General features: G+C 68.0%; 16 protein-coding genes and 2 pseudogenes. 8 read left to right on the top strand and 10 right to left on the bottom strand.

Annotation, left to right across the window (positions count from 1 at the left end; genetic code table 11):
- Positions 1-41 precede the first annotated feature (41 nt).
- From ACFVXA_RS15015 to ACFVXA_RS15005, 3 genes are all read right to left on the bottom strand, one after another.
- On the bottom strand, positions 42-464 hold the full coding sequence (locus ACFVXA_RS15015) for a hypothetical protein (protein ID WP_362026686.1): 423 nt from the start codon (positions 462-464) through the stop codon (positions 42-44).
- 31 nt (positions 465-495) lie between these two features.
- Positions 496-1,143 (bottom strand): hypothetical protein, encoded by a 648-nt coding sequence (gene xerC, locus ACFVXA_RS15010; RefSeq protein WP_362026683.1) that lies wholly within the window; start codon positions 1,141-1,143, stop codon positions 496-498.
- A 640-nt stretch (positions 1,144-1,783) separates the two neighbouring features.
- Positions 1,784-2,299 carry a DinB family protein gene (locus tag ACFVXA_RS15005; RefSeq protein WP_190174342.1) on the bottom strand — a complete coding sequence of 172 codons (516 nt, stop codon included), beginning with the start codon at positions 2,297-2,299 and terminating at the stop codon, positions 1,784-1,786.
- Positions 2,300-2,518: 219 nt separating this feature from the next.
- On the opposite strand from ACFVXA_RS15005, the gene ACFVXA_RS15000 reads away from it, so the two are divergent.
- The 3 genes and pseudogenes from ACFVXA_RS15000 (at position 2,519) to ACFVXA_RS14990 (ending at position 3,835) form a co-directional block, all read left to right on the top strand.
- A complete protein-coding gene (locus tag ACFVXA_RS15000; protein ID WP_390025190.1) occupies positions 2,519-2,752 on the top strand; it encodes a YozE family protein in 234 nt (77 codons plus the stop codon).
- 194 nt (positions 2,753-2,946) lie between these two features.
- Positions 2,947-3,066, top strand: a pseudogene (locus ACFVXA_RS14995) (IS5/IS1182 family transposase); the annotation flags it as partial.
- 52 nt (positions 3,067-3,118) lie between these two features.
- Positions 3,119-3,835: a hypothetical protein gene (locus ACFVXA_RS14990; RefSeq protein ID WP_390025188.1), complete on the top strand. Its 717-nt coding sequence runs from the start codon at positions 3,119-3,121 to the stop codon at positions 3,833-3,835.
- 596 nt (positions 3,836-4,431) lie between these two features.
- On the opposite strand, the gene ACFVXA_RS14985 is transcribed toward ACFVXA_RS14990, so the two are convergent.
- From ACFVXA_RS14985 to phoU, 5 genes and pseudogenes are all read right to left on the bottom strand, one after another.
- A complete protein-coding gene (locus ACFVXA_RS14985) occupies positions 4,432-5,889 on the bottom strand; it encodes an FG-GAP-like repeat-containing protein (RefSeq protein ID WP_390025186.1) in 1,458 nt (485 codons plus the stop codon).
- A 245-nt stretch (positions 5,890-6,134) separates the two neighbouring features.
- On the bottom strand, positions 6,135-7,454 hold the full coding sequence (locus ACFVXA_RS14980; RefSeq protein ID WP_362026672.1) for a glycosyltransferase: 1,320 nt from the start codon (positions 7,452-7,454) through the stop codon (positions 6,135-6,137).
- Complete coding sequence (locus ACFVXA_RS14975; protein WP_362026669.1) at positions 7,451-7,624, bottom strand: hypothetical protein; 174 nt, start codon at positions 7,622-7,624, stop codon at positions 7,451-7,453. The genes ACFVXA_RS14980 and ACFVXA_RS14975 overlap by 4 nt, the downstream gene beginning before the upstream one ends.
- A gap of 345 nt (positions 7,625-7,969) precedes the next feature.
- A pseudogene (locus ACFVXA_RS14970) lies at positions 7,970-9,229 on the bottom strand (nucleotide sugar dehydrogenase).
- Positions 9,230-10,597: 1,368 nt separating this feature from the next.
- On the bottom strand, positions 10,598-11,287 hold the full coding sequence (gene phoU, locus ACFVXA_RS14965) for a phosphate signaling complex protein PhoU (protein WP_362026967.1): 690 nt from the start codon (positions 11,285-11,287) through the stop codon (positions 10,598-10,600).
- A gap of 203 nt (positions 11,288-11,490) precedes the next feature.
- On the opposite strand from phoU, the gene ACFVXA_RS14960 reads away from it, so the two are divergent.
- A complete protein-coding gene (locus ACFVXA_RS14960) occupies positions 11,491-12,768 on the top strand; it encodes an ATP-binding protein (RefSeq protein ID WP_362026663.1) in 1,278 nt (425 codons plus the stop codon).
- Positions 12,765-13,445: a response regulator gene (locus tag ACFVXA_RS14955; RefSeq protein ID WP_383739084.1), complete on the top strand. Its 681-nt coding sequence runs from the start codon at positions 12,765-12,767 to the stop codon at positions 13,443-13,445. Before ACFVXA_RS14960 ends, ACFVXA_RS14955 begins: the two co-directional genes overlap by 4 nt.
- A 74-nt stretch (positions 13,446-13,519) precedes the next feature.
- Here the strand turns inward: ACFVXA_RS14955 and ACFVXA_RS14950 are convergent, their stop codons facing one another.
- On the bottom strand, positions 13,520-14,185 hold the full coding sequence (locus ACFVXA_RS14950; protein ID WP_390025184.1) for a DUF461 domain-containing protein: 666 nt from the start codon (positions 14,183-14,185) through the stop codon (positions 13,520-13,522).
- Between the two features lie 289 nt (positions 14,186-14,474).
- Positions 14,475-14,597, bottom strand: a complete 123-nt coding sequence (locus ACFVXA_RS14945) for a hypothetical protein (RefSeq protein WP_384019684.1) — start codon at positions 14,595-14,597, stop codon at positions 14,475-14,477.
- Positions 14,598-14,865: 268 nt separating this feature from the next.
- Between ACFVXA_RS14945 and ACFVXA_RS14940 the strand changes: the two genes are divergently transcribed.
- From ACFVXA_RS14940 to ispF, 3 genes are all read left to right on the top strand, one after another.
- The gene (locus ACFVXA_RS14940; protein WP_003953493.1) at positions 14,866-15,348 is read left to right on the top strand and encodes a CarD family transcriptional regulator; all 483 of its coding nucleotides are present in this window, start codon (positions 14,866-14,868) and stop codon (positions 15,346-15,348) included.
- Positions 15,349-15,789: 441 nt separating this feature from the next.
- On the top strand, positions 15,790-16,554 hold the full coding sequence (ispD, locus tag ACFVXA_RS14935; protein WP_362026653.1) for a 2-C-methyl-D-erythritol 4-phosphate cytidylyltransferase: 765 nt from the start codon (positions 15,790-15,792) through the stop codon (positions 16,552-16,554).
- Positions 16,544-17,071, top strand: a complete 528-nt coding sequence (gene ispF / locus ACFVXA_RS14930; protein WP_362026650.1) for a 2-C-methyl-D-erythritol 2,4-cyclodiphosphate synthase — start codon at positions 16,544-16,546, stop codon at positions 17,069-17,071. The genes ispD and ispF overlap by 11 nt, the downstream gene beginning before the upstream one ends.
- The last annotated feature ends 36 nt before the right edge of the window (positions 17,072-17,107 follow it).

Genomic DNA, 17,107 nt, shown 5'->3' with positions numbered 1-17,107 from the left:
GTCCCGGCTGCTCGGCATGAGGTGCGCGTACACCTTCAGCGTCAGGCCCGGATCGGAGTGTCCGAGGTCTCCGCGAGGGCCTTGATGCTCTCCCCTGCGTCCAGAAGCACGGACGCGTAGAAGTGCCGGAGCGCGTGCATACCGTGCTCGCGGGCGGCGGCGTGCTCGCGGCTCTTGGCCTGGGGATGACACCGGCCTTGGCGAGCGCGGGCTTCCAGTGGTCTTCGTTCAGCGACGTACGCCAGACGTACGTGCCCACCGTTGGGGCCCGTGAAGATGAGCCGCCGGGTCACCGGCTGGCCGTTCGCCCGCATCCACGGGAGTTTGATCTCCACGGGCGGGAACCGCTTGATGTGCTCCTGTAGCGCCTCTGCCACGGGATCGGGCAGCGGCACGTCACGGAGCTTGCCGCCCTTCGGGGGCGCGAACACGGCCTTGCTCAGGCTCAGCTTGAGTTGCTGCACCACGTGCACGGTGCCGCTCTCGAAGTCGATGTTATCGACGGACAGACCGAGGATTTTCGCCTTGGCGGAGTCCGCATCCGGCGCCCACGTCCACCATGGGCCGGAGGCGCTCGACCATGGCGGCGCGCATGGCGAAGACGCGCTCAGGTTCCCAGGGGACGACACGGCGCGCACCGATGGCCGGCGGGGTCACCGTGCGCGAGTTGCAGGGGTTCCGCCCTAGGCATCCGTCCTCCACGGCGGCGGAGAGCACGGCGCGGACGTTGGAGAAGATGACGCGGGCGTACGAGCCGGACATGCCGGTCTCTTCGAGCTGTGTCACGAACTCGCGGATGTGGCTCGGCTGGAACGACCCGAGCTGACGCGATCCGATGCGCGGGAAGGCGTGCAGCTTGAGTTGGGACTCCATCGAGGCTCGGGTGTTGGGGTCGCCGCTCTGGCTCGCGAGCCACTTTTCCGCGAACTCATGGAACGTCGTACGGGACGCGTTCGGGTCGATGAAGTCGCCGCGGGCCACGTCCGCTTGCATGGCGCTCAGCCACTGCTCGGCGATGCGCTTCTGTCCGTCGGGGAAGGACTTGTTCTTTCGCTTGCCGTCGGGCGTGAGGTAGCGGGCTTGGTAGCGCATTCCCGTGCCGTACCGGTCGGTCTTGACGCGGACGGTCTTGCCAAGCACCATCTGCGCCTCGAAAGAGGACTGCCGCTTCCCCAGGGGTTAGCTGCTCGGCAACGTGGCGGGCAGTGATCGCCAGGGCCTGGGTGTGACCGCCGGCGTGCTTGAGTAGGAAGGCGGAACCGGCGAAACCCTCGTTGCGTACGGTGGTCTCGGACGTGACCCGGACTTTCATCACAGGGACGACGATGTTGAACAACATGTCGTAGTCGCGCTCGGTCATGGCGCACTGTATCGGAGCGGGCGAACCCGCTGCTGTGCTCGGCCAGACTCCCTCTGGAAGGCTCTAGGGGGCGGCAGTTGTGGCCCTAACGTCATCTCGCCGGGAGCAGAAGAAACCACGGGCCCCGCGCCGGGGGAGGGTGGCCTCTTCTCGTGAAAGGCGCCGCAGTTCGAGCACGGTGCGAGCCCGGAGCCGGCCGACGCGTGAGCGCATCGAGCGCCAACGGGCGCACGGCCGTAGGCCGTTCCTCATTGGGTTACTGAGATTTGATGCGTGATGTCGCTGGGTCGACGTCTTGAACTGCGAAGACGAGAGTTCGCCGCGCGGCATCATGCGAAGATCACCAATAACGAGCTCTCCCGCATTGGTCGTGAGGCGTGTTGGCCTGGCTCCTGAGGGAAGGGCCCGCTTCGCGGAGCTGCGCTAGTAGTAGCCCTTCGTGCCGTCGAGCAGCTCCCGGACGATGTCCGCGTGCCCCGCGTGTCGCCCCGTCTCCTCGACGAGGTGGATCAGCATCCAGCGGAGGTTGGCGCTGCCGTCGCGGAAGTCGGGGTGGCGGCCGGCGTCGTCCAGGTCGGCCGCGGCAACGATCTCGTTGCTGCGGGCGCACTGGGCCTCGTACTCCGCGAGGAGCTCTGCGAGGGGGCGGCCGTCGGTGTGCCAGTCGGCGTTCTCGCTTGACTCGTCGAATGCGGGGTTCTGTTTCTTGTCGCCGCCGAGGAACAGCACTTCCAGCCATATGTGCTCGGTCCAGCGCATGTGGGAGATGAGACCGGCCATCGTCATGGCCGGTGAGGTCGGGATGACCGGGCGGCGCGCGTCCTCGTCGCTCAGCCCTTCGCATTTCCAGCGCAGGATCTGCCGCTGCAGGTCCAGCCAGCCGATGAGCGCGGTGCGTTCGTCCGCTTGGCGCGGGGGGCGTTCCAGTTCCGATGACATGCCGGCGCACGCTACCAGGGCGGTCGGGAGGGGGCACCTGAATGACGGGCTCTTCCGCGATTTACGATCTTGGTCACGGTTGGGGACATCGGGGTGTTACTGGTGATCTTCGCATGATGCCGCGGTGCGGGCCCTCCTCTTCGCAGTTCAAGACGTCGGCCCAGCGACATCACGCATCAAACCTCAGTAGTTCTGACACGGCGGCGGAAGGATGCCGACATGCCCAAGCCAAAGAGCTTCACTGCGTGGTTGAAGACCCATACCGATCAGCACAACGCCATCGGGGATCTCGCTCGGGACGTCTCCGCTGATCCAGACTGGCCCTCACGCAAGGGAAGGCAGGGCCAGCTTGACTATCTCGAAGAGTGCGGAGCCATTGATGCGGCTATCGAGACGCTCGAACGCGCCTGGACTCAGTACGAGGCATACCGGGCAGCAGAGAGCGATGCCTGAGCGGTCGGGGAACCTGATGGCCTCTGGCGGGAGCGATAGCAGCGCGGGCCACCCTCTCGGAAGCCCATATCGGGCCGCTTTTCGGATCTGCGATGATCAGCCGCTATCTGCTAACGCACTGGGCACCTGCGGTTTTGGTCGCTAGCAGGGCCGCTATCGTTAGCGACCCCTGCCGCTATCGATAGCGGCTCAGACTCGTGATGCCGCACCGTCGCCGGGCCGGCGAGGAACTCGCCGAGTGGAAACAGGAGCACAATCGCTCGCACAAACAGGTTCCGGCCCGCGTCGAGCATGCCTTCGCCCACGTGAAGACATTGATTACGCAAAACCACATACTTGCCGCACGATTCCCACTAATCTCCGAGCATGGAATGGCTCATGGCGGCGGCGGTGGGGTCGGCTGGAGGTGCCTCCATGGAGGCCGTCGACATCGTCAAGGCCGTCAAGTGGCACCGTCAGATGCCGTGGAACGTTCAGTCAGACACCATCGACCCTCCGCGACGCAGCGCTGATCTGCGGCCCGGTGAGGAAGGCCTGCCTGCACCTGGCTGGAAGGCGTACTGCGTTGCTGGGATGTTGCGGCTGTTCGTCAGCGGCGCCCTGCCTGGTGTTGCGGCAGCCACCTACCCACAGAGCACAAATCCGCTGGTGGCGTTTCTCGTCGGCCTGGGTGCGCTTTCGGCTGTCCAACAGGCCACCACTCTGGTGCCATTGATGGTCAAGAGCGTGGGACGCGCAGCACTGGGCGGTGTGGTAGGGGAAGCGCAGCAACAGGCGCAAATCGAGACTCACCGAAGCGAGTTGCAAGAGCAGTACGCCAAGTTCCGCGCCGAGCACGAGCGTCTACTGCGCGAGTTCGCGGAGCAGAGGGCCCGTGCCGACGAGGAAGCCCGGCTCAAGGCGGAGGAGGAAGCCCGGCTCAAGGCGGAGGAGGAAGCCCGGCTCAAGGCGGAGTCTGACCTTCGACTGTCGAATGGTCATCTACCAAGGCCACAGACGGGTAGTCACTCTGTGGAGGATCCTCTGCCAGACACGGGCGTTCCCGCAGAACCGGACATGACGGGCGGAGGAGGTGCGTCGTGACGATTGCGGCCGAGTCCTTCGTAGGCCGTGTCCTGGCTGTGTTTTCACGTCGTTCTCCGGGCTTCAGGCCTCCGTTGAAGACTTTCGACGTGCCGTCCGCGCCGGGTGGCCGTGCCGTATCTCGTTCCACTCCGACTCTCAATGCTTCTCTGGACCATGGCGTCGGCAGCAGCATGTCAGGCACCCGGCCGATCCCGTCTCCGTCGCCTGACGTGGCCTCGTCCACGCACGACCCGCTACAAGGCTCCTGATACTCCCCAGGCCAGCCCAGCGCAGGGTGGGGCGGGGGCGATGGCTCCTAGCGCTAGAGGCCATGAGGGGCCCTGGAGCCGGGACCTGTCTGGAACCTCCGAGGTCGACAAGCAACGACAGGCAACGACCACGAACAACCGCCCAACCGCAGGTCAGTTGAGGTGGGCACCCCGCTGATCAGCGCCAAAAAACGGGCGGTCGAAACCCAGGGCAAGAAGAAGTAACACGACACCAGCAAGCCCCCTACCCGCGGGTTCTCCGCGGGCAGGGGGCTTTCTGGTGGGCCTGGGCCCTCTCTGGACCGTGGCTGATCAGGTGGGCCACCAGGTGAGTGTCCGACATGCTCAGGAGCCCGACATGGTGTCCCCGAACATGGGGTCGTCCCCCGAGTTCCCGATGCCCACGGACGACACACCGAAGCTCACCGCGCCGGAGGCCGTGGCGCCTCCCGTGGAGCCGCGCAGGACCCACACGGCGCCGTCGTCGCTGTTCTCGCCGCCCGCGCCCACCGACAGATCGGCGCGGCCGTCCTTGTTGTGGTCGCAGAGGTGGATGGCGTCGCCGAACATGTCCGACGACTCGTTGGCGCCCGGGACACCCGCGGTGCCCTGGTTGAAGGACTGGGCGCCGGTCCCCGTCAGACCGGAGGCGCCACCACGGAGCACCCAGACGTTCCCTGCGTGGGTCGCGGAGCCTATGGTCTCGAAGTTCGCGCCGACGGCGAGATCCGGGTAGCCGTCGCCGTTGACGTCGCCCGCGGCGAGTGCGCCACCGAACGAGTCGTCGGACTCGTCCGTACCCGGCACACCCGGGGTGTCCTGGCTGAAGACGGCGCTGCGGGTGGTGTCGACGCCCGCCGTACCGCCGTAGAACACGGTGGCATAGCCGCCCTTTGCCGTCTGGTCCGTGACGGAGACGAAGTCGGAGCCGACGACCAGGTCGTCGTGCCCGTCGCGGTCGAAGTCGGCCACGGTGAGCGCGCCCGCGTACCCCGTGCCCGCCTCGGTCTGCAGCGTGGGCCCGGTCGAGGCCCCCCGGTAGACGAAGTTGCCCGCGGAGGACCCGACCACCACGTCGTCCGCCCCGTCGTTGTCGAAGTCCCCGGCAGCCAGCTGGACGGCACCCTTGGGGTACGCGCCGGACTCGATCTGCGCGTCGAAGCGCAGCTTCCCGACCGCGCCGCCGGACTTGGTGAAGCCGCCCTTGAAGATCCACACGTCCTTGCCGGTGGAACCGACCGCCAGATCGGCCTTTCCGTCACCGGTGAAGTCACCGACCGCGAGGGACTGGCCGAACCGGTCGTGGCCCGACGCGTTCGGGTCGCTGATCGTCGTGCCGCCCGACAGGCCGGACGAGCCGCCCCACAGGATCGTGACCGAACCGCCGTCGACATCGCCGCCGACGTCCTCCAGCGGTGTGCCCACGACGAGATCGCCGTAGCCGTCTCTGTTGAGGTCGCCGTGCGCGAGTTCGGTGCCGAAGCGGTCCGAGGTTTCCGAGGCGCCCGGCACGCCGGAGGAACTCTGCGATGTGGTCTTGTGGCGGGCGGCGCTGATACCGCTCGACGAGCCGTAGTTGACGACCACGGCACCCGCCTTCGCCTTCCCGCCCGCGACAGCACCCGGGGCGCCGGTCGCCAGATCGCGGTAGCCGTCACCGTTGAAGTCGTCGGCGAGGCCCGACGCGGCGGCACTCGCGCCGCCGGGCAGGGTGATGAGCAGGCCACCGGCCAGGACGGCCGCGACGGCGGTGGCGCCCAGGACGACGGGACGCCGGGAGCGCTTGTGATGGGGCCGGGACATGAGTTCCTCTCCAGGACATACGTATGGGCTCAGAGAGGACCCCTGGTGAGCCTGAAGGGTTGTACGGGAAAGGAGAGGGGAGGCAGCGGAGGAGGGCATCGGTGCCCACCGGTAGCGTGCCGGCGCCCGCTCGTCGTCATGGACGCCGAGCGGGCGCGACCGCCGGTCCGGTCAGCGCCGCTCGGGCTTGTGATCGGCGGCCGTGAGGGACCTCGGCGGCCCGTTCACCCTCACCTCGTTGGCACTCACGCGTTCATCAGATCCTTCGGCTCGGCTCGGTGGCGCCCCTTCGGCAGAGCCGTCTTGGCCGTCAGCCCTCGCGACTGCCATGCGTTGTCACGAAGCTTGAACAGAGCCCAGTAGCGGGTGGGGCACAGCAGCACGATGTTCATGAACACAGCCGTCGGCGTTCCGACGAGCCACGAGCGCCACCGCTGGCGCGTGGTCATGTCCGGCCGCATGAGCACGTACAGACCTGACTGGCCGTACCTGACGATGAGGTACACGGCGAGGTACACCAAGGCCACGCCGGGGTTGTGGTACCGGCCGCCCAGGGTCAGCAGCGTCATCACGACCGTCCAGGCCAGCATCACAGGGGTGATGACGAGCTGGAGGAGACCGAAGGTCGGCGAGATGAGTTGCTTCAGGGACAGCCGCGAGTACACGAACGGCAGCATCCACCACCACGAGCGTGCCCAGCGCAGGCGCTGACGGTAGGTCTTCTTCAGCGTGGTCGGCATGTCGGTGATCACGCCGGCCTCGTTGACGGCCACGACCTCACCGCGCATGAGGGCCCGCAGCGCCAGCCAGCGATCGTCGCCCGTTCCGCACTCCACCTCGTAGGCGTCCAGGTGGTCGTAAAGCAGCTCGGCCCGGTAGAGGGCAAGTGCGCCCGACGTGGTCTCCAGCGCTCCGAGCATGGAGCGCGAGGACCGCATCATCACGCACGAGGTGCCGATGTCGATGTCCGCAGCCCTGGAGACCCAGGTCTCCTCGAAGTTGCGGATGTAGATCATCCCGGTGGTGGCCTGGATCTTCGGATTGCTCATGGCGCGGAGCTGCTGCTCCAGCGCATCTGGAAAGGGCTCTCCGTCCGAGTCGATGGTGAGAACGAAGTCGAAGTGCTTGTGCTGCGCTTGCAGGTGACGGAGCACCGTGACCTGGGCACCGCGCTTGCCCTTGTTCTCCTGCCGGTGCCAGAAGACCCGGGGGTGTTCGAAGGGCTCCACGGGGTGTTGCCGCGAGCCGTCGTCGATCACGTGGATCTCATCGACCGGATGCGTCTGGGCCAACAGCGACCACACCGTTCGGTGCAGGTTCTCCGTGGGCTCTTCGAAGGCGGGGATGATGGCCACCGTCCGGCCAGGAGCCACCGGCAGGTGCGTGAAGGACCGGCCCTTCAGGAACGAGACCAGGCAGAGCACGATCACCATCATGCCCAGCCACCAGTAGAACGTCAGGATCGGGCTTTTCGACTGGAGGTGCACCACCACGGTGGCGGCGGCCAGAGCCGCCACCACCACAGCAGTCACCACGGTGAACCGGGCCCGTGATGAAATGCTCAAGCGGTCACCCGCTTACCGCGGGTCGCCGTGCGGAAGACCGCCACGCCGCTGATCACGAAGAGCATGGCCCCCAGCACGATCCATCCCAGAGCCGTGCCGCCCGTAGCGGCCAACGCTGCTCCCCCAGTGGCCGTGCCGATCGCGGCACCCACACCATTCTGTCCGTACATGTTTGCTTCTTTCCTGAGCGTCAGAGACGCCCGACGTTGTCGCGGGTCGGTATGGCACCGCGCATGTCCAGCACCTGGCCGCCTCGTCGGCGACCTTCGTGTCGTCGAATGAGTCATGGGCCGTCAGCCGCCCCACGGCGTCCTGGTTCTCGACCGGAATGGGGTCTCGCTCCCTCGTCCCTGTCGTCCGAGCGGAGGTCGGGGCGTCCACAACCGCCCTCTGATTCCCCGGCGATGGCCGAAGCTGCCGACTGGGAAGCTCGACGGCATGTCACCGCCCATGTGCACGGCCGAGCTACGGCTGTTGTTCCTTCTGTGCTCTAGAGCCGCTGTTCCTTCTGTGCTCTAGAGCCGCTCGACGTGCGGAGCTGTCACCATGACGCCACGTGTGTCGAGCACGTAAGCGGCCTCGGCAGCGAGCTGGGTGAGATCGAACTCGCCGTGCGGGGTGAGCAGGACGACCGCGTCGAAGTCGGCGACGCTCATGCCGGTCTCCACCGCGGCAAAGGGAATCTCCCTGGAGCCGCCGTCCGGCAGGTAGGGGTCTACGACGGTGACGTCGGCCCCCATGGTGCGCAGCCGGTCGATGACCTGGACGGCCGGCGACTGGCGGGCGTCCGCGGTTCCCGGCTTGTATGCGGCACCCAGGGCGAGGATATGAGCACCGTGCACGCTGCGGCGGAAGCGGCGGCTGAGCGAGTCCTGCAAGCGGCGCACCACGTAGTCGGGCTGACTTTCGTTGATGTCCTGAGCCAGCTCGATGAGCCGGAAGGTCTGCCCGTGCCGCGCCTTGACGTGATGGCTGAGGTAGACAGGGTCGATGGGCAGGCAGTGTCCGCCGACGCCCGGTCCAGGCAGGAACTTGGTGAACCCGAACGGCTTGGTCGCTGCCAACTCCAGGGTGTGCCACACGTCCACGCCAAGTGTGTGAGCCATCCGGGAGAGTTAATTGACCAGTGCGATGTTGACGTGCCGGTAGGTGTTCTCGAACACCTTGGCCAGCTCGGCCTCTTCGAGCCCCGATGCCGGGACAGTGACTTCGGTGACCGAGTCGTAGAAGACCTTCACCTGGCGCAAGCAGGCATCCGTGAGCCCGGCGACGATCTTGGGCGTGTTCTCCAGCCGCCAGTCCGCGTTGCCGGGATCGATGCGCTCGGGGCTGAAGCCGACATGGAAGTCCTGCCCGGCGACCAGGCCCGAGCCCTCCTCCAGCAGCGGAATGAGCACGTCGCGGGTGGTGCCCGGATGCGTGGTCGACTCGAGCACCACGGTGGCCCCCGGCTCCAGCCACCCGGCCAGCACGCCCCCGGCCTCTCGTACACAGCTGAGGTCTGGAGCACGATCGGTCAGCGGGGTCGGCACGGTGATGACCGCGACGTCGAAGCCCTTGAGGTCCTTCGGATCCGAACTGGCGGTGTAGGCGCCCGAACGCAGCACTTGCTGCAGGCGGGCGGAGCCGATGTCCTCGATGTAGGACGATCCGGCGGCCAGCCTTTCGCAGCGCTTCCGGTCGGGTTCGTAGCCGGTCACGGTGTGTCCGGCCTCGGCGGCCCTCAGGGCCAGGGGCAGGCCGACATAGCCCTGCCCGAGCACGCAAACGTGCATGGTGGTTTCCTCCCCTTCAGCCAGTCCGCGGACATGCGCGAACTGGAAAACGGCGCCCCTGAAATGCGAGCTGCCTGTTCCTGAAGCAGGCAGTCGCGGCGTCGGGTACTGCATGAAGCGGTGTGGGAGCGTCGCGCTGCATCCCCCGTCGGGTTGCAGCAAACGCCTACGTCGAACCATCACCGCGTCACCGACCTGTCCAGGCCCCCTGCCTGGGCGTGCGCGAACCGCGCCCGGTGATCTTCACAAACCCCCCTTATTTGTGGACCTCAAGAGTTCAAGAAAGCCTCGCCATGCGGAACCCTCTTTACCGATTCAAAACCTGAAATCACCTCTGAGGCCGTCCGGCAGCGGGATGCCACATCATCAAGTCGCTTCCCTTGCAGGCACATTGGGGTGATCGCGACTGGGCTTCGATATGCGACTGGGGCATCTTGACGATGGTCAACTGCCCGCGAATCGCTCGGCGTCGACGCCCCGACCCACCCGAAGAGATCTTCACGAACCCCTCTGTTCCCTTGCTTGGTAAAGACTTCAAGGATCTGCTGCCGAGCGGAAGCTCTGTTTCCAGATCGCGACATTGAGGCCGATGCACTCGCGAACAACGCGCGCCTCTCTGCGCGCCCCCTGCGCCACCGCTCAGACCTACGCGCCGGGCACCTGACGTTTACTCAAGCCCCCTACAGGGGGACTCCTTCCGGGTGGCGCTCCCCGAGATCAGCAGCCGCAGACATGTTCCAGCGACAGCTGTACGGCGACGGGCAGGCTCAGCAGGACTGGAAGTTCCCTGAGCCGGCGAACAGGCGGACCAGACGGACCAGGCGGACCAGACGGGCCAGGCGAACCAGACGGGCCAGGCCGAACGGCCGCACGAGGCGTAAGGCAGGCGTAAGGCACCGAAGGGCCCCGCCGGGAATGGCGGGGCCCTTCGGTTTCGTACGGAGTCAGCCGCACTGGCAAGGATTGCCGGACTGGCAGCCGCACCCGCAGCCGGAGCCGCAGCCGCAGGCGCCGAACAACGGGAGGCTTTTGATGTCGGCTGGCTGTTCGGTGTCCCGGTCCTGCGTGGGGTCGGGCGTGCTGGGGGATTCGGCCATGGGTCCCTCCTTCAGGCGTGAAGGTGTGCGAGGCACACTGCACCGCACAGCTCCTGTCGCCCATTTGATGCCCACTGCGGCCCCCGCATCAACGGCGCACACTCGGCGCACTGAGGCTTCCGCGCGCCCCCGGGAGCGGACGGGGAGTGGACGAGGAGCGGGTGGCGAGAAGTGGACGAGGAGCGGACGGCAGGGAGCGGACCCGAAGTGGGCGCCGAGGAGCGGGCGCGAGGAGCGGGCGCGAAGTGAGCGAGGAGCCGCCCGGAGCGGGTCAGGCCCCTTCCACCCCGGTCACCGGCTGGATGTCCGCCTGCAGCTCGTCCGCGTGCTCGCCCGTCACCAGGAACACGACGCGCTTGGCGACGGCGACCGCGTGGTCGGCGAAGCGCTCGTAGTAGCGGCCGAGCAGGGTGACGTCGACCGCCGTCTCGATGCCGTGCTTCCAGCGGTCGTCCAGCAGGTGCTGGAAGAGCGTGCGGTGCAGCAGGTCCATCTCGTCGTCGTCCTGCTCCAGCTGGAGCGCCAGGTCGACGTCCTTGGTGATGACGACCTCGGCCGCCTTGGCCATCAGGCGCTGGGCGAGCTGGCCCATCTCCAGGATCGTGGCGTGCAGGTCGTGCGGGACCGCCCGCTCGGGGAAGCGCAGCCGGGCCAGCTTCGCCACGTGCTGGGCCAGGTCGCCGGAGCGCTCCAGGTCCGCGGACATACGGAGCGAGGTGACGACGATGCGCAGATCCGTCGCCACCGGCTGCTGGCGGGCCAGCAGGGCTATCGCCCGGGCCTCCAGCTCGTGCTGAAGATCGTCGACCTTCTGGTCGCCCGCGATCACGCTCTCGGCCAGCTTCAGGTCGGAGTCGAGGATGGCCGTCGTGGCGCGCCCGATCGCCGACCCGACAAGCCGGGCCATCTCGACCAGGCCCTCGCCGATCGAGTCCAGTTCCTCGTGGTACGCGTCCCGCATCAGGTTGTCCCTCTCTTCATACGTCATCCTGGGGTTCTCAGGGGCCCGTGAACCCCACGCTCCCACGTTCCGGGCCGTACGCGTCCGTTTCCGTCACCCCAAATGAACCATCACTGGCTCCTGGGTGAACTCTGGGCGACGAGTGTTCGAGGTCGCACCCGGATGGCTGTGGCCAGCGGTGACGACATGCCTAACCTGGGTGCATGGACGTGAACGCGGCGGTCGCCGCAGCGGCAGCGATCGCCGGAGTGCTCACCGGTGTCATCGCCATGCTGGCGTTCCGCTGGAGCGAGCGCGACCAGAAACGCCCCACCCGCACCTCACTGCACACGGAAGCGGTGCTTCCGCCCGGTGTGGACACGGTGCTGTCCGTGCTCCGCTCCTCGGCCGTCGTACTCGACGAGGCGGACGCCGTGGTCAAGGCCAGCTCCGCCGCGTACGCCCTCGGGCTGGTGCGCGGCGGCAAACTGGCCGTCGAGCCGATGCTCCAGATGGCGCGTGACACCCGTCGCGACGGGGAGATACGCCAGGTGGAGCTGGATCTGCCGAGGCGCGGGACGGGAAGGGGAGAGGCCCTCGCCGTTTCGGCGCGCGTGGCGCCGCTCGGCTCCCGGCTCGTTCTTCTCCTCGTGGAGGACCTGACGGAGGCCCGGCGCATCGAGGCCGTACGGCGCGACTTCGTCGCGAACGTCAGCCATGAGCTCAAGACCCCCGTCGGCGCGCTCTCCCTGCTCTCCGAGGCTGTCATGGACGCCTCGGACGACCCGGAGGCCGTCGAGCGCTTCGCGGGACGCATGCAGATAGAGGCCACCCGCCTCACCAACCTCGTCCAGGAGCTCATCGACCTGTCGAGGGTGCAGAACGACGACCCCCTCGAGGACGCCGAGCCCGTCCGCGTGGACGAGCTGGTCGCCGAGGCCATCGACCGGTGCCGCCACCAGGCCGGCACCAAGCAGATCACCATGGCCGCCGGCGGCACCGCGGACCTGAGCATCTGGGGGAACAGGGGCCAGCTGGCCGCCGCCCTCGGCAACCTCGTCGAGAACGCCGTCAACTACTCGCCGGCCCGCACCCGCGTGGGCATAGCCGCGCGCCGGGTGACCGCGCCGGGCGGAGACCTCATCGAGATCGCCGTGACCGACCAGGGCATCGGCATCTCCGAGAAGGACCGGGAGCGCGTCTTCGAGCGCTTCTACCGCGTCGACCCGGCCCGATCCCGCCAGACTGGCGGTACGGGCCTCGGTCTCGCGATCGTCAAGCACGTGGCCGCCTCGCACGGCGGGGAGGTCACGGTGTGGAGCTCCGAGGGTCAGGGCTCCACCTTCACTCTGCGGCTGCCGGAGGCGGGTGCGGCCCGCGACCGCGTGACCGATCACCACATGCCCGGCCTCGACGAAGAGGACGAGACCGAGCAGCCCGACGGGACGACCACCGTCACATCCCCGTTCGAACCGCTTCCTGCCCCGGAGGTCCTTCCGTGACCCGTGTGCTCGTCGTCGAGGACGAGGAGTCCTTCTCCGACGCCCTGTCGTACATGCTCCGCAAGGAGGGCTTCGAGGTCGCCATCGCGACCACCGGGCCCGACGGACTCGACGAGTTCGAGCGCAACGGCGCCGACCTCGTGCTCCTCGACCTGATGCTGCCGGGGCTGCCCGGCACCGAGGTCTGCCGCCAGCTGCGCGGCCGCTCCAACGTCCCGGTGATCATGGTCACCGCCAAGGACAGCGAGATCGACAAGGTCGTCGGGCTGGAAATAGGAGCCGACGACTACGTGACGAAGCCTTTCTCGTCGCGTGAGCTCGTCGCCCGCATTCGCGCCGTGCTCCGCCGCCGCGGGGAGCCCGAGGAGGTCACTCCGGCCGCCCTGGAGGCCGGGCCCGTCCGTATGGATGTCGACCGCCACGTGGTCACCGTCTCCGGCTCGAAGATCGACCTCCCCCTCAAGGAGTTCGACCTGCTGGAGATGCTGCTGCGCAACGCCGGCCGCGTGCTGACCCGTATGCAGCTCATCGACCGGGTGTGGGGCGCCGACTACGTCGGGGACACCAAGACCCTCGACGTCCACGTCAAGCGCCTGCGCGCGAAGATCGAGCCGGACCCGGGCGCGCCGCGGTACCTGGTGACGGTGCGCGGCCTGGGCTACAAGTTCGAGCCGTAAACACCCCCGCACGTACGACGAAGGGCGGCACCCCCTCGGGGGTCCCGCCCTTCGTGCGTGTCGTACGTGTCCGGTCAGTGACCGGAAGCCGACGCCGAGCCGGTGGCCGTTGCCGTGGCGGTCGCGCTCGCCGACGCCGCGTCCGTGGGCGTGCCCGCCGCGGACCCGGTCGGGGAGCCCGAGGCCGACCCGGACGGAGTGGCGCTCGCGGGCGCCCCCGGCGCCGCCGGGAGCTGAGTCGGGCCCCACTTGGAGAAGTAGCTCTCGGCCGGCACCACGAACGCGCGCAGCGTCACGTCACCGGTCGTGCTGAAGGTGAACGTGACCGGCTGGGCGTTGCCGTCGCTGACGGCCGCACCGGGGTTGGACAGCGCGGCGGAGGCGCCGCCCTTGCCGCCCAGGGTGACGTAGCCGCCGGCCGGGATGGTCAGCTTGCCCTTGCCCTTGGCGGGCGTGAGCTGGGCGGTGCCGTCACCGCCGACCTTGATCGCGTCGAGGGTCTGGGCGGTGCGGCCGTTGTTGAACACGGTCGCGGAGATCACCGCCGGGCCCGTGGCCTTCGGGTCGGGCTGGGTGATGACGAGGGCGTTCTGGATCTTGATGTCGCCGACGGTCGTCGCCGCGTTGTCCGGCTTGACCTCCAGCGTCTGTGCGTTGTTGCCGGCGCCGCACGCGGCGAGCGAGGCGATCGAGAACGCGATGGCGGCGGCGAGGGCGCCGCGTCGAAGGCTGCTGCTCACGGCGGCGGCAACTCCTTGAACGTGGGCGAAGCAGAGCGACTTCGTTGTAAAGCCGCCCTAAGGGTCTGTCAGCGGCCTTAGGTTACCGAGCCGTTCCCGCGCCACCGCACCCGACCCGCCCCTTCGCGCTCTCGGGCACCGCTGCGCCCCCGCGTGCGCCCCGTCGTCGCGCACTTCGCGATGGTTCCATCGGCTACTTCGGCGACGCCTTCGTCCGCCATTCACATAAGTTCCCCGGCACCGACTTGCAGATTTCACGCAAGGAATGCGTGGCGGTCCGGAAAATGGATCACCGGTTGATCGGACGGCCGATCTGGTAGCTGATCCAGCAGGCGATCAAGCGGCTGATCATCGGGCCGAGATCGATGACCGTGATCAATTCCGGATTCGTCTCGTACTCGACTCCGGTCACCGAACGGAGTAGCGCGAGTGGCGCGCTTGCAGCCGGACAAACCGGTACGTTCAGACCCTGGTCAGGGGGTTTCGTTGTGTGTAACGTACGCGTTTCACTTGCCCTGGACAGCCGCTCCGACCTGCGAATTCCCCCTTCCGCTCGCCCCTCGCAGCACGTTCCTGTTGCGGTTGTCAAGCCCCGAGATATGCCCTGACCTGCGAAAACGCCATTCAGAAGACGCCGTATCCGTGTTACCCTGGATAGCCACGGAAGGGGTACCTGTCACATGACGTTCAAGGTTGGCGACACCGTGGTCTATCCCCATCACGGGGCCGCGCTGATCGAGGCCATCGAAACTCGCCAGATCAAAGGCGTGGACAAGACCTACTTGGTGCTGAAGGTCGCCCAGGGCGACCTGACGGTACGTGTGCCAGCGGACAATGCGGAGTTCGTCGGCGTGCGTGATGTGGTCGGTCAGGACGGGCTGGACCGGGTCTTCGAGGTGCTGCGCGCGCCGTACGCCGAGGAGCCCACGAACTGGTCGCGTCGTTACAAGGCAAATCTGGAGAAGCTCGCCTCCGGCGATGTCATCAAGGTCGCGGAAGTCGTACGTGACCTGTGGCGTCGTGAGCGCGAGCGTGGACTCTCCGCCGGTGAGAAGCGCATGCTCGCCAAGGCCCGGCAGATCCTGGTAAGTGAGCTCGCCCTCGCGGAGAACACGAACGAGGACAAGGCCGAGGCCCTGCTCGACGAGGTTCTCGCGTCCTGACGCAGGCAGTCGCCGGGACGGTGATCGTCCCGACGTACACAGTCGCCGAGACGGCAGCCGTCTTGACGTACGCACAAGCCCGCGCAGCTGCGCAATGAAATGCCGCGGTGCCCGATGACGCAATTGTGTCGCCGGGCGCTGCGGCATGTTCGTACCCGCACCTTGTCAGTGCGGCATTGTTCGTACCCGCACCTGCTCGATACTGCCGGCGCCGCCCATGTGGTGCAGCGCACGCCCACTCGAAATACCGGACCCGCGCTCGCTGTGCGTATATCCGCGTGTCCGATACTTGGCGTGCCGGGCCCGGGCAGCTGGCTCGACCGGATGTCACGGAAGGGTCCCCGGTCAAGGCGTCGCGCCCGGCACTCCCCCAGCCGTCGGCCCGGGGGTACCCCCAGGCCATACCCATCCCTGCCGAGCACACAAACCTGACAGGAACCGATGTCTGACGATTCGCGCCCCTCGCCGTCTCAGGCCCGTGCCGGGACCCGTACCGCCGCCGTGATTCCGGCCGCCGGCAGGGGCGTGCGCCTCGGCCCGGGCGCCCCCAAAGCGCTTCGCGCGCTGAACGGCACCCCGATGCTCATTCACGCGGTCCGCGCGATGGCCGCGTCCCGCGCCGTCTCGCTGGTCGTCGTCGTGGCCCCGCCCGAGGGCGCGGCCGAGGTGAAGACACTGCTCGACGCGCACGCGCTGCCCGAGCGCACCGACTTCCTGGTCGTCCCCGGCGGTGACAGCCGCCAGGAGTCCGTGAAGTACGGCCTCGACGCGCTGCCGCCCGGCATCGACATCGTCCTCGTGCACGACGCGGCCCGGCCGCTCGTGCCCGTGGACACCGTGGACGCCGTCATCGAGGCCGTCCGGGACGGGGCCGTCGCTGTCGTACCGGCGCTGCCGCTCGCCGACACCGTCAAGGAAGTCGAGCCCGCCGCCGTCGCCGGGACGCCCGAGCCCGTCGTCGCCACACCGGAGCGGGCGCGGCTGCGGGCCGTGCAGACGCCGCAGGGGTTCGACCGCGAGACGCTCGTACGGGCCCACGAGACCGTCACCGACAACGTGACCGACGACGCGAGCATGGTCGAGCAGCTGGGGCTGCGGGTGGTGGTGGTGCCCGGGCACGAGGAGGCGTTCAAGGTGACACGGCCACTGGATCTCGTCCTCGCCGAGGCGGTTCTCGCGCGCCGGAGGCTGAACGATGGCTTCTGAGCGGCCCGATGTGCCGGCGCCCGCGCCCATGCCCGCCCCCCTGCTGCCGCAGGTCGGTGTCGGCACGGACATCCACGCCTTCGAGGAAGGGCGGGAGCTGTGGTGCGCCGGGCTGTTGTGGGAGGGGGAGGGGCCCGGGCTCGCCGGGCACTCCGACGCGGATGTCGTCGCGCACGCGGCGTGCAACGCGCTGTTCTCGGCCGCCGGACTCGGTGACCTCGGTGCGCACTTCGGGACCGGGCGGCCGGAGTGGTCCGGGGCGTCGGGGGTCACGCTCCTGACGGAGGCCGCGCGGATCGTGCGGGCGGCCGGTTTCACCATCGGGAACGTCGCCGTGCAGGTCGTCGGGGACCGCCCGAAGATCGGGAAGCGGCGGGACGAGGCGCAGAAGATTCTCTCCGAGGCGGTGGGGGCGCCGGTGTCGGTCTCCGGCGCCACGACGGACGGTCTCGGCTTCCCGGGGCGGGACGAGGGTCTGATGGCGGTGGCTACGGCGCTGGTGGCGCGGGCGGGCTGAGCGGAAGGTCTTTTCGCGGGGCGAAAGAACCCTCCG

It is taken from the genome of Streptomyces sp. NPDC058246, from assembly GCF_042881985.1.
Classification (GTDB): domain Bacteria; phylum Actinomycetota; class Actinomycetes; order Streptomycetales; family Streptomycetaceae; genus Streptomyces.
Note: the sequence above shows the minus strand (reverse complement) of the source record. Positions and strands in the feature narration are given on the sequence as shown.

What these genes read in the sequence shown, in the direction of transcription:
- xerC (WP_362026683.1), bottom strand. Translation starts at nt 1,143, where the DNA reads ATGGTGCTTGGCAAGACCGTCCGCGTCAAGACCGACCGGTACGGCACG.
- ACFVXA_RS15005 (WP_190174342.1), bottom strand. Translation starts at nt 2,299, where the DNA reads ATGTCATCGGAACTGGAACGCCCCCCGCGCCAAGCGGACGAACGCACC.
- ACFVXA_RS15000 (WP_390025190.1), top strand. Translation starts at nt 2,519, where the DNA reads ATGCCCAAGCCAAAGAGCTTCACTGCGTGGTTGAAGACCCATACCGAT.
- ACFVXA_RS14990 (WP_390025188.1), top strand. Translation starts at nt 3,119, where the DNA reads ATGGAATGGCTCATGGCGGCGGCGGTGGGGTCGGCTGGAGGTGCCTCC.
- ACFVXA_RS14985 (WP_390025186.1), bottom strand. Translation starts at nt 5,889, where the DNA reads ATGTCCCGGCCCCATCACAAGCGCTCCCGGCGTCCCGTCGTCCTGGGC.
- ACFVXA_RS14975 (WP_362026669.1), bottom strand. Translation starts at nt 7,624, where the DNA reads ATGTACGGACAGAATGGTGTGGGTGCCGCGATCGGCACGGCCACTGGG.
- phoU (WP_362026967.1), bottom strand. Translation starts at nt 11,287, where the DNA reads ATGCGGGACGCGTACCACGAGGAACTGGACTCGATCGGCGAGGGCCTG.
- ACFVXA_RS14960 (WP_362026663.1), top strand. Translation starts at nt 11,491, where the DNA reads ATGGACGTGAACGCGGCGGTCGCCGCAGCGGCAGCGATCGCCGGAGTG.
- ACFVXA_RS14940 (WP_003953493.1), top strand. Translation starts at nt 14,866, where the DNA reads ATGACGTTCAAGGTTGGCGACACCGTGGTCTATCCCCATCACGGGGCC.
- ispD (WP_362026653.1), top strand. Translation starts at nt 15,790, where the DNA reads ATGTCTGACGATTCGCGCCCCTCGCCGTCTCAGGCCCGTGCCGGGACC.
- ispF (WP_362026650.1), top strand. Translation starts at nt 16,544, where the DNA reads ATGGCTTCTGAGCGGCCCGATGTGCCGGCGCCCGCGCCCATGCCCGCC.